Source organism: Neobacillus citreus (genome assembly GCF_018343545.2).
Lineage (GTDB): Bacteria > Bacillota > Bacilli > Bacillales > Cytobacillaceae > Neobacillus > Neobacillus citreus.
The window spans coordinates 26,260-37,388 of record NZ_JAGYPE020000055.1; the positions used below are offsets into that span (position 1 = coordinate 26,260).

The 11,129-nt window shown below is 45.5% G+C and carries 13 protein-coding genes and 1 pseudogene; 8 read left to right on the top strand and 6 right to left on the bottom strand.

Translation table 11 applies throughout. The features are described from left to right. Window positions 1–76: 76 nt before the first annotated feature. Complete coding sequence (locus KHB02_RS22960) at window positions 77–1,264, bottom strand: acetyl-CoA C-acetyltransferase (RefSeq protein WP_213144957.1); 1,188 nt, start codon at window positions 1,262–1,264, stop codon at window positions 77–79. 127 nt (window positions 1,265–1,391) lie between these two features. Here KHB02_RS22960 and KHB02_RS22965 point away from each other — a divergent pair, with 127 nt between their 5' ends. The 3 genes from KHB02_RS22965 to KHB02_RS22975 all read left to right on the top strand — a co-directional run bounded on the left by KHB02_RS22965 (window position 1,392) and on the right by KHB02_RS22975 (window position 3,508). Continuing rightward, complete coding sequence (locus KHB02_RS22965) at window positions 1,392–2,297, top strand: hydroxymethylglutaryl-CoA lyase (RefSeq protein ID WP_213144956.1); 906 nt, start codon at window positions 1,392–1,394, stop codon at window positions 2,295–2,297. Between the two features lie 61 nt (window positions 2,298–2,358). Beyond that, entirely contained in the window at window positions 2,359–2,499 is a 141-nt protein-coding gene (locus KHB02_RS22970; protein ID WP_213120285.1) for a hypothetical protein, read from the top strand. Window positions 2,500–2,587: 88 nt separating this feature from the next. Continuing rightward, window positions 2,588–3,508: an alpha/beta hydrolase gene (locus tag KHB02_RS22975; RefSeq protein ID WP_213144955.1), complete on the top strand. Its 921-nt coding sequence runs from the start codon at window positions 2,588–2,590 to the stop codon at window positions 3,506–3,508. Between the two features lie 21 nt (window positions 3,509–3,529). Here the strand turns inward: KHB02_RS22975 and KHB02_RS30080 are convergent. Next, window positions 3,530–3,856 (bottom strand): annotated as a pseudogene (locus KHB02_RS30080) (iron-sulfur cluster biosynthesis family protein). Window positions 3,857–4,006: 150 nt separating this feature from the next. Between KHB02_RS30080 and KHB02_RS22985 the strand changes: the two are divergent. Further along, a complete protein-coding gene (locus tag KHB02_RS22985) occupies window positions 4,007–4,213 on the top strand; it encodes a CDGSH iron-sulfur domain-containing protein (protein WP_213120283.1) in 207 nt (68 codons plus the stop codon). A 42-nt stretch (window positions 4,214–4,255) separates the two neighbouring features. Here KHB02_RS22985 and KHB02_RS22990 read toward each other — a convergent pair whose 3' ends face one another. Together KHB02_RS22990 and KHB02_RS22995 are read right to left on the bottom strand one after the other, a co-directional pair. Then, complete coding sequence (locus tag KHB02_RS22990) at window positions 4,256–4,591, bottom strand: YolD-like family protein (RefSeq protein WP_213144954.1); 336 nt, start codon at window positions 4,589–4,591, stop codon at window positions 4,256–4,258. A gap of 109 nt (window positions 4,592–4,700) precedes the next feature. After that, on the bottom strand, window positions 4,701–5,960 hold the full coding sequence (locus tag KHB02_RS22995) for a Y-family DNA polymerase (protein WP_213144953.1): 1,260 nt from the start codon (window positions 5,958–5,960) through the stop codon (window positions 4,701–4,703). Between the two features lie 159 nt (window positions 5,961–6,119). On the opposite strand from KHB02_RS22995, the gene KHB02_RS23000 reads away from it, so the two are divergent. Next, complete coding sequence (locus KHB02_RS23000) at window positions 6,120–6,311, top strand: YqzH family protein (RefSeq protein WP_213144952.1); 192 nt, start codon at window positions 6,120–6,122, stop codon at window positions 6,309–6,311. A 35-nt stretch (window positions 6,312–6,346) separates the two neighbouring features. Here KHB02_RS23000 and KHB02_RS23005 read toward each other — a convergent pair whose 3' ends face one another. Then, complete coding sequence (locus tag KHB02_RS23005; RefSeq protein ID WP_213144951.1) at window positions 6,347–7,141, bottom strand: SDR family NAD(P)-dependent oxidoreductase; 795 nt, start codon at window positions 7,139–7,141, stop codon at window positions 6,347–6,349. A 35-nt stretch (window positions 7,142–7,176) separates the two neighbouring features. Continuing rightward, a complete protein-coding gene (locus KHB02_RS23010) occupies window positions 7,177–8,139 on the bottom strand; it encodes an MBL fold metallo-hydrolase (protein ID WP_213144950.1) in 963 nt (320 codons plus the stop codon). Window positions 8,140–8,628: 489 nt separating this feature from the next. Between KHB02_RS23010 and proC the strand changes: the two genes are divergently transcribed. From proC to KHB02_RS23025, 3 genes are all read left to right on the top strand, one after another. Next, on the top strand, window positions 8,629–9,468 hold the full coding sequence (gene proC, locus KHB02_RS23015; protein ID WP_213144949.1) for a pyrroline-5-carboxylate reductase: 840 nt from the start codon (window positions 8,629–8,631) through the stop codon (window positions 9,466–9,468). Window positions 9,469–9,530: 62 nt separating this feature from the next. After that, window positions 9,531–10,679 (top strand): glycosyltransferase family 2 protein, encoded by a 1,149-nt coding sequence (locus tag KHB02_RS23020; RefSeq protein ID WP_213144948.1) that lies wholly within the window; start codon window positions 9,531–9,533, stop codon window positions 10,677–10,679. Window positions 10,680–10,754: 75 nt separating this feature from the next. Next, the coding region (locus KHB02_RS23025) for an oxidoreductase (RefSeq protein WP_476739049.1) at window positions 10,755–11,129 on the top strand (375 nt) is incomplete at its 3' end.

Consider the following 11,129-nt stretch of genomic DNA (forward strand, 5'->3'; position numbering starts at 1 on the left):
ATTCCATTATACAACCTACTATTTCGAAAATCATATAAAAAGCAGGCTCCCTCTTAGGTCAGCCTGCTTTACTCTATTACGCCATTTCCACGACTGTTGCCACTCCTTGGCCGCCGCCAATACACAGTGTTGCAAGTCCTAACTTGGCATCTCTCCGCTTCATCTCATGGATAAGTGTAACCAAAATTCTCGCCCCACTTGCACCAATCGGATGCCCAAGTGCAATCGCACCGCCGTTTACATTCAAGATTTCCTTGTTAAAGTGAAGCTCACGGTCTACAGCCAGCGACTGTGCCGCAAAGGCTTCGTTCGCTTCAATCAACTCCAATTGCTCCAAAGAAACGGCCGCCTTTTCCAATGCCTTCTTAACCGCAGGAACTGGTCCGATACCCATGATGCTCGGATCTACTCCAGCGCTGGCATTTGCCTTAATCGTTACAAGCGGCTTCAAGCCTAGTTCATCCGCCTTTTTTCTGCTCATTACCACTAAAGCTGCCGCGCCGTCATTAATGCCAGATGCATTACCCGCTGTTACTGTACCGTCCTTTTTAAACGCAGGACGCAGCCCAGCTAATTTTTCCACAGTGGTACCCTTTTTCGGATATTCATCCACGGCAAATACAACCGGCTCACCTTTTCGCTGCGGAATCACAACCGGAACGATTTCCTCTTTAAACCTCCCTTCTTCTATCGCCTTCACTGCTTTTTCCTGACTCCATGCGGAAAATTCATCCTGCTCTTCTCTTGTAATCGAATATTTTTCCGCTAGGTTTTCCGCTGTGATCCCCATATGATAGTCATTGAATACACAAGTAAGTCCGTCTGATGTCATCGTGTCAACCAGCTTTTGGTCACCCATTTTAAAGCCTTCGCGGGCATTTTTTAATATGTACGGTGCCTGACTCATATTTTCCATTCCGCCGGCGACCACAATTTCCGCATCTCCTGCCAAAATAGCTTGTGCCGCTAAGTGCACAGCTTTTAAACCTGATCCGCACACTTTGTTAATAGTCATCGAGGAAACAGTTTCTGGGATTCCTGCTTTAAACGCCGCCTGCCTAGCCGGGTTTTGCCCAAGGCCAGCCTGAAGGACATTCCCCATAATCACTTCATCGACCTGCTCCGGTTTCACGCCTGCCTTCTGAAGTGCCTCCTTGATGACAACTCCGCCTAACTCAGGTGCACTTACACTTTTTAATCCACCATTAAAACTGCCAAGCGCGGTTCTGACAGCGCTAACAATTACAACTTCGGTTTGACTCATGTACTCTCCTCCTTATGGAATTGCTCACCTTATTTTAACACAGAAAATTACCATTTTTGTTAAAATTCTTGCTTTTAAAAAATCGACCCCGTTACAATGAAATTATGACAGGACGAGGGGGAACGAAATGCTGACTTTACCGAAAAAAGCAACCATTATTGAGGTTGGGCCGCGCGACGGCCTGCAAAATGAAAAATTGTTTGTGCCGACAGAAATTAAGAAACAATTTATTGCTGCTTTGAGAAACGCGGGACTTAAAGAAATGGAACTGACCTCCTTTGTATCGCCGAAGTGGGTGCCGCAAATGGGCGATGCAGCGGAAATTGTGGCCGACAGCCTTGCTGATACAACTAGAAACATTGTCCTCGCCCCAAACCGCCGGGGAATCGACCGGGTCTACTCCACCGATTGTCAAGCCGTCGCTGTTTTTGTCGGCATTAGCAATACGTTTAATCAAAAAAATATCAACAAATCAACTGTTGACAGCATGACTGAATTAAAACCGATTATTAAAGAGCTTAAGGAAAAAAAGTATTTTGTCCGTGCCTGCATTTCAACTGCTTTTTATTGCCCATATGAGGGTAAAATTGAAGAGGAAGAAACATTGAAGCTATGCCGTGAATTTGTCGAGGCCGGTGCCGATGAACTAAGCGTTGCCGATACGATTGGAATGGCCGCGCCACACGAAGCCTACTCGTTATTTTCAAAAATTAAAGCGGAGTTTAAAGAAACCCTTATTACTGCCCACTTCCATGACACCAGAAAACTCGGGCTGGCTAATATCTTTGCTTCTCTCCAAGCAGGCGTTGACCGCTTTGATACATCTGCCGGCGGGCTGGGCGGATGCCCATTTGCCCCAGGTGCAAGCGGAAATACAGCAACAGAGGATGTCGTCTACATGCTCGAGCGGATGGGAATAGATACAGGAGTTGATCTCCAAAAGCTTGTCGATGCCATTGAAATCGTCCGTCCCCATATCTCCAGGGAAATCACAAGCGGCTATTTCAGTCTTCATAGCCAAACCGTCTCGTGAATAAATGCCCCTGTGTTTAAGCATCTTATAGATGATAAGACCATTGAAGGGAGGTTTGTTCATGAGCCAAAAGCGCGATAAAGGAAACAGTATGCAAGGGAAAAACTACGCAGACTCAAGCGGGGGCGGCAAGCGGATGATTGCTGCAGAAGAAATGGAAAAAGCCCTTCATCCGACAAAGCGCCAAAACGCAGAATCATAATCATGCCTTTCATTCAAAGCCGCCCATTAGATGCCGCGGCTTTTCTTATGTTAAAATATGGATTACCAACCTTCTGGAGGTGCCAAGTTTGAAGAAGGCCTTTCGAACCCTGTTTATTTTGTTATTTTTTTGGCTCGCGATCGGTTTGTTTTTTACCAACCGAATCATGTATATGAAGAAGAAGGATGAGGATTTCATTTTAAAGCGGGAAAAGGAGGCGGGCAGGTTCAATCCCGATGAATTTGAGTCCCTGCCTAAACGAGATGTGGATATCCCCTCTCCGTTCGGCTATGTGATTAAAGCCTTGCTAGTGGAACCCCATCAGACCAATCGCTATGTAATCATATCGCACGGCGTAACGGAAAACAAAATGAATTCAGTGAAATACATGAACCTGTTCCTCGAGCGCGGTTTTAATACCTTGATTTACGACCATCGCCGTCACGGGGAATCCGGCGGCAAAACCACGAGCTATGGCCATTACGAGAAATTTGATTTAAAAGCAGTGGTCGACTGGCTTAAACAAGAAAAGGGACCGAACTTGCTCCTTGGGATTCACGGGGAATCGATGGGGGCAGCAACGATGCTCTTGTATGCTGGACTTCTTGAAGACGGGGCCGATTTTTACATTGCAGACTGTCCATTTTCTGACTTTAAAGAGCAGGTTGCCCATCTCATTAAAAGGGATTTTAAAATTTTTCCAGGGCTGCTGCTTCCGATTGGGGATGCTTTCCTTCGCCTGCGCGATAAGTATTCCATCCGCCATGTTTCGCCGATTTCGGCTATCGAAAACATCAAGCATCCGGTTTTATTTATCCATAGCCAGAAGGATGATTATATTCTCCCATCGATGACCCATGATTTATTCGAACACAAACAAGGCCCGAAAATGCTCTATATTGCAGAGGAAGGCGTTCACGCCCAATCCTTTAACGAAAACCCGGATGACTATAAGCGGGTTGTGGATGAATTTTTGGAAAAATACGTCCTCTATGCCTACCCATGCTAAAAACAGACTGTCCATAATGGATCAGTCTGTTTTTATGACGAGGCTCATCCGTCCGTTCAGGATTTGCTGCGGACTTTTTAACTGAAAGCAATTGCTGGCTGTCGAAAAATCAATTTTCATTTGCTCGTCGAAGAACACCATTTTGTGTTTTTCGATATACACTGGCCTGTCATTCGTTTCAATTTCAACTTCAGTATCGTCTAATTCGCCTGTGAACCACAGAGCGGCAACACCACTGACTGCTCAGCCGCAGCCATCCGTATCGTATTTAAGCTGTAAATAGCCTTCACGTCCCGCTGTCCGCTCATTTATTTTTTTGGCAGCCTCTTCGGTTATGATGATTTCCACGTTTAACACTCTCCTCATTTAGGCATATGATGATTGTAGCATATGTTGGTTTGGGCTGTTTTTATTTTGCTCGCCGCCATTTGGTTGCATTTCCCTATTAAACCAGTTATTCTCAAGGATAATAGAATATTTTTTAAAGGAGTGCTTCGGATGTCAAAGGTTACAATTAAAGTTAACGATAATGGGTCACTTAGAATTACAGGCGATGTGGAATTGTTGGATGGCGAGGGGAATGTGTATACAACAAAACCTTCCTTTTCTCTTTGCCGGTGCGGAATGAGTAAAAACAAACCTTTCTGCGATGGTTCGCATAAAGGAAATTTCGAGTCTCAGGTTCGGGTGCCTAAGGAAGAATAAATAAGTTGAAAAAAGAGCGGCTTTCTAGTTGGAGTCGCTCTTTTATATGTCCGTCATTCGAACGTCGGCAATAGTATCGATGGGAATTCGATGTACTTCTTGAAAGCGGTCAATCACATGCAGCCTGTGCGCGATTTCGTTCCAATAATGGATTTTTCCAATGACAATTTCATAATTTCGGTTCCGATAATGGGTAATTGTCACGTACTGGTCAAATTCGATGGCTTCTGCCAAGATTTCGTTCATGAGCTCAAGCTGCTGCTCATCCATTTCTTTCTGCTGTTCATACTGATCTTCCTTCACCCAATCCCTGAGCATTTTCACATGCTCAGGCAGCATCATCGACGTCCATTTAATTCTGCCACGGTCGCGAATCATTTGCCTCGCCTTCTTTCTCTAGTCTTTATTCGCGGATAGCCTCCCCTTACTTGCGGATAAGCCCTTCTTACTTGCGGATATTCCGTTTTACTTGCGCAAACCAGTTATTTTACATCTTATGCCCGCCCACAAGCGTGGCCCGATGTTTGGCAGTTCCTCCAGCGGTATAGGAAACAGCACGCAGGAGAGAGCCCGGGCCGAAGCGTCTGCGAACGGAATCAACAACATAGCCCAGCTCACGTCGTTTATAAGCACCTTGGTCAAATAGATCAATCTGAAGCTCGCAGTCGTCCTCAATATTGCTAAGCGCAATGGAAATCTGCCGGACGGTTTTGCCGTTATAGTGCTCGTGAAATAGTTCGAGGCAGACACGGTAAAGGTCCATCGTCACATTGGTCGGCTGCTGGACGGTTCTCGAGCGGTTAAAGCCGCCGCCGAATTCATCCTGGCTGTAGCTGACGCCAAGGCTGACCGTCCGCCCCGCCTTCCGCCTTGTTCTCGCTCGCTTGGCAACCTCCTCGCACATTTCCAAAATGACATGCTTAATTTCTTCTTCGTCTTTATAATCGCGCAGCAGGATTTGGCTTTTTCCAAAGCTGATCTGCCCCTCGATAATCGGTGCGCCCAAATCGGAAAGGTCGACTCCCCAGGCATGATGATAAAGCTGATTGCCCATGATACCGAATTTCTTCTCCAGCTGTTCTAAGTCATAGCGGGCGAGCTGACCGACTGTGAAAATGCCCATGCCGTTGAGCGTTTTTTCAACCCGCCTGCCGATTCCCCACATTTCCCGAAGCGGCGACACCTTCCAAAGTTTTGTCTGCACATCATCATAGGTCCACTCGGCAACCCCGTGTTTCTTAGCCTCTAAATCAAGACAGAGCTTTGCCAGCAGCATATTGGGGCCGATTCCGACCGCGCATGGGAGCTGGAATTCCCGCTCAATATCGTCCTTTATTTTTTTTGCAATCGTCTGGGCATCACCCCACAAATGCAGGGCGCCGTCCACTTTAATAAAGCTTTCATCGACGCTGTAGGTGTGAATGGCTTCCTTTGGAACATAGCGGTTAAACACACGGGAGATTTCTGTTGAAATACGTAAATAGGTGGCCATTTTCGGTTCGACCAGCCGAATCCGCGGATCGTTTGGAATTTCAAATAGCCGTGAGCCCGTCTTGATGCCAAATTCTTTTTTCAATCTTGGGGAAGCGGCAAGCACGACGCTCCCCTGCCGTTCTTTGTCGCCGACAATCGCAATGTAACAATCCAGCGGGTCAAGCCCCTCCATGACAGCTGAACAGCTGGCATAAAAGCTCTTCATGTCGACACATAAAATTTTATTGTGCGGTAACGTGTTGTAATCAACCATGATTATCCCTCACAGTTTCAAAATTCGAACATTTGTTCTTTAATATTATATCTATTATCTTAAGCGAATATGCGTTCGTATTCAATGGAAATTTTTTAAGGCTTACCAAATATGGCTAAAGTGCAAAAAAGCGATATAATGAAGGTGAGGTGCATGTGAATGGATAAAAAGCTGATTGTGAAAATGATCAAGAATTGTTTTAAACAGTATTATGAGGCGGATTCTTCACCGATTGGCGATAAAGAGTTGGAGGAGTTGGTTACTCGGATTCTGCAAACGAAAAACGAGGACCCCACTGCCGATTTATATGAGGTTGTAAATGATATAGTGTATGATTATTTAACTGGCTAAAATAGAAAAAGCCCCTAATAAAATAGAGGCTAAAACTACTTCTTATTCAGCATCTTCTTCCCAATCCGCTCAAACAACCGCGGAAACAGTACATAAACCACGCTGCCCATGTTCATCCAGCGCGGCAGGTTGATTTCCCGTGTTTTCGTCAGCATGCTGTCAACGACTTTCTGGGCCACATACTCCGGCTGGAGCATGAACTTTTGGACGTTTTTTACATAGGTGCCCTGTTCATCGGCGATGTTAAAAAAGTTCGTGGCAATCGGGCCTGGATTCACCGAGGTTACCTGAATGTTGTAGTCATCAAGCTCCATCCTTAATGCATTCGTATAGCCAAGCACCGCATGCTTAGTAGCCGAATAAACACTCGATTTCGGGGTGGCAATTTTTCCAGCCTGAGACGCGATGTTGATAATATGACCAAATCGTCTCTCACGCATCCTAGGCAAGACCATGCTCGTGCACGCCATCAACCCGACAACATTCACCTCAAACATGCCCTTCACTTCATCAATCGATGCCTCATGGGCTTCACGAAAAACACCAAACCCGGCATTATTGACAAGAATGTCGACACGGCCGAATCCCTCAAAAATTTGCTCAAAAACCTTCTTCACTCGATCCGTATCCGCTACATCCAGCTGAAACACTTCAACCTTGGCAGAATACCTTTTTTCAAGCTCTATCTTAAGCTGCTGGAGCTTATCGATGCTCCTAGCCAATAAAACGAGATTGGCGCCGCTCGCGGCACAAAGTTTAGCAATTTCCGCTCCAATTCCACCGGAAGCACCAGTTATGACAATATTTTTATCCTTCAATCTTCCGTTCATCAATAAAACACCTCATCAGGGTCATCCCACCCGCCTTAAAGCTTGGCGTAAAAAAGAACGGGATGAGTATCTTTACTACTAATTTCTCCGATGGATGCCAAATAGTCAAGCTGGGCGACGGTTTCCGATATCGTCAGCATCAATTCACGTTTATAAACACTCGGGAATAGCCGTTTGCAGATTTCAAAAACGGTCAGCTGTTCTTCCTTCAGCCAGCTGTTGACCGTCATCGCCCGTTCATGCTGGCGGATAAGCCGTTTCTCAACAAGCTCTGCTAATTCGTAGACATCTTCGCCGTGCCCGGATTTTACCACCTGAATCGGATACGACAGCAATTTTTGCATCGAATGATTATGCTGCAGCTGAGGCTTTGGCCGCTCCTTTTCCCCTGGTGCCGGCGGTTCGAGCAATGGATTTGGGGATATATGAGCGATGATCAAATCGCCGCCAATCAGAACGCCATCCTTTTCCCGATAAAGGGCAATCTGGCTCTGGGCGTGCCCTGGTGTTTCAATGACCTGCCATTCCGACAGGCCCAGCGGTCTCATCCCTTCCACAAGCTGCCCAGTCAACGGACGATTGCATAAGAATTTATGGCCTTCCCTGAAAAAAGATGTCAACGGAAAATACTCATTTGGCAGCCCAAACTCTTCAAACAGTTCTTTGAAAAATGCCTCTTGTTCCTGTAAAAATGTTTCCGCTGGTTGAATCCAGCGCTCATTCAACGGATGACCGTACACATCAAGTTCGTCTGGAAAAAAATCAAGCAGACCGCAATGGTCCGGATGGTGATGGGTAAGGATTACCTGTTCAATATTTTCCGGCTGCAATCCTAATTCAGCCAGCTGCTGAGTAAGGGAGTTCCATGCTTTTTCGGTTTTCGGTCCTACATCTACTAGGGTCAGCCGTTCCCCTTTTATTAAATATACATTGACATCCCCGACTTGAAATGGGGTCGGCAGTGACATTTTGGCAACGCCGTCTTTCCATTCTGTCATCTAAAAAACTCCTAACGTTATTTTTGAATAAAGAATAATTATGCATGAAGTGTGATAGTTATGTATTGTCTTATAATAAAATAAAGTGTACCGATTTTTTTTACCATTGTCATTATTTTTACATAACTTTTTCGAAAAAACAAAAAATTGGCAAATTTATCTCTTGACAGACAAGCCATTTTTCCTGCATAATCACTATTAAAATTTGATTCGTTGACATGCAATGAGTAAGGCCAGTAGATGGAAAACGGCGAAAGAGAGTGAAGTCCGGAGGCTGAAAGACTTCACCGCCCTCTTGAACATCGAACCTACCTTATGAGCATTTAGGCAAACCTAACGTATCCCGGCGTTAACGGTGTTGAGTAAGCCCAACTGCGAAAACTAGCAGCCGGGCAAATGAAGGTGGTACCACGGAAGCTAAGACCTTTCGTCCTTTACGGATGAAGGGTCTTTTTTATGTTATTCACGGTGAAAAGGGGGAATTTTTTCATGAAAAAGATGGCGATTATCGGTGCGGGTTCGATGGCGGAAGCTCTTATTTCAGGAATTCTGGAAAATGGTTTAATGGACCGGAGAAATGTTTGGGTGACCAACAACTCAAACCAAGAAAGATTAAATGACTTGGAGAATCGTTATGGTGTTGTTGGAACGTACGATTTAAATGCTCTTTTTTCAGGGGCGGACATTGTCATGCTGGCGATGAAACCGAAGGATGCAGCGAGTGCGATCGATTATATTCGTGACCATCTGCGTAGTGAAATGCTGATTGTATCCGTTCTTGCAGGTGTTTCGACGGAATCAATTGAAGCGCTCGCCGGAAAGCCACTATCCATTGCAAGGGCAATGCCAAATACATCGGCAGCAGTCGGGAAATCCGCAACGGCGATTGCCGTTAATGCTCGTGTTTCAGAGGAACAGCTTGAAACAGCCCGACAGCTTTTCGGAACCGTCGGATTGGCGGAGTTTGTAGAGGAAGTCCAGCTTGATGCGGTAACAGGCCTGTCCGGAAGTGGCCCAGCCTATATTTATTATTTGATTGAAACGATGGAAAAAAGCGCGGTTGAAATCGGCCTGGAAAAAGAAATGGCGAAGCAGCTGATTGTGCAGACGTTAATCGGCGCCGCAGAAATGGTCAAAAACTCTTCCAAATCACCGGAGCAATTACGCCGGGAAGTGACAAGCCCTGGCGGAACCACTGAGGCAGGCATTCGTGTCCTTGAGGAAAACGGCGTGCAGCAAGCGTTCATTTCCTGTATTAAAGCGGCGGCAGCCCAATCTAAAAGAATGGGAGATGCCTTGTGCAGCCAGCTGCAGGTTGGGAAACGTTAGGAAGAGACTTTTTTAAAATTTTGGTAAACTAAGAGTAAGACGCAAAACAAAGGATTGTGGAAATGGAAAACATACTTATTCTATTGTTTTCATTAGGCCTCTTCGTTTGGCTTGTTTTTCTCTTAGATGCCATAATCGGCTTAAGAAAATTAGATTCGTTAGAAGATGAGGAGCCTCTTAATTGCGGCCCATTATTATCGGTCGTTGTCGCGGCTCGGAATGAAGAGGAACATATTAAAGCAAGTATTTTAAGTCAGCTTGAACAGACCTATAAAAATGTCGAGTGGATCCTGGTGAATGATCGCTCCACTGATGAAACCGGAAAATCAATGGAGCAATTGGCACACCAGGATTCAAGAATAAAGGTCATCCATGTTCACGACCTTCCCGATGGCTGGCTTGGCAAGAACCACGCCTTATTCACTGGTGCGCAAATTGCACAAGGTAAATGGCTGTTGTTCACCGATGCTGATATCAAATACGAAAAAGAAGCATTCGCCAAGGCGCTCCATTATGCAGAAAAGCACCAGCTTGACCATTTAACCGCCGCACCGAATTTATCCGCAAAAAGCTTCTGGCTGAAAACCTTCGTCGCCTTTTTCTTGTTTGGATTTTCCTATTTTAAACGCCCTTGGCTGGCGAATAATCCAAAATCGAAAACCGGAACAGGCATTGGCGCCTTTAACCTAATTTGCAAAGAAGCTTACGAAACATTTGGCAAGCATGAACGGATCAAGATGCGGCCCGACGATGACCTACAGCTGGGAATGCTTTTAAAAAAGGAAGGGTATCGGCAGAGAATTATAACGGCACTCCAACTAATCGAAGTGGAGTGGTACGGCAGCCTTCACGAAGCTTTCGTTGGTCTCGAAAAAAACACCTTCGCCGGATTAAACTATCGAATCAGTATGGTGTTTTTTGCTATTTTCGGAGTATTCACCACTAATGTTCTCCCTTTTATTACGATTTTTTCCGGAAATAAAACCATTGCCCTGCTTAGTTTAGGAAATATTCTCCTAAGCGGCATTCATTACTTCATGATTATCAGAAGAATGACGGTATTCTCCCCTGCCTTGTTTCTCGTTTTGCCCCTTACCGCCTTATTGTTTATTTATTCCATCATCCGGGCAAGCTGGCTGACCTTCAAACGAGGCGGGATTGTTTGGAGGGGAACAACTTATCCGTTAAGCAAGCTGAGGGATCATGAGTAAGCAGTATTTTTCATGAAATAACCAGTATTTGCTATACTAATAGTGGCTTATTTTTGAAAATTAGGAGGTTCGCAAATGGCAGCAAAATTATTTTCTCCTTACACTGTTAAGGGGGTTACCTTTAAAAATCGGATTGTCATGGCGCCGATGTGCATGTACTCCAGCCATAATGAAGATGGCCATCTGCAAAACTGGCATCGCACCCACTATACATCAAGAGCCGTCGGGCAGGTCGGCCTCATCATTGTCGAGGCAACGGCAGTCAGTCCGGAGGGACGGATTTCGCCGCAGGATTTGGGGATCTGGAACGATGAGCATATCGCAGGCTTCCAGGAGCTTGCCGGGCTTGTTAAAGAACATGGCGCCAAAATTGGCATCCAGCTTGCCCATGCCGGCAGAAAAGCTGTTTTAGAAGGCGAAATATTAGCCCCTTCTGCTATCGCTTTTAAC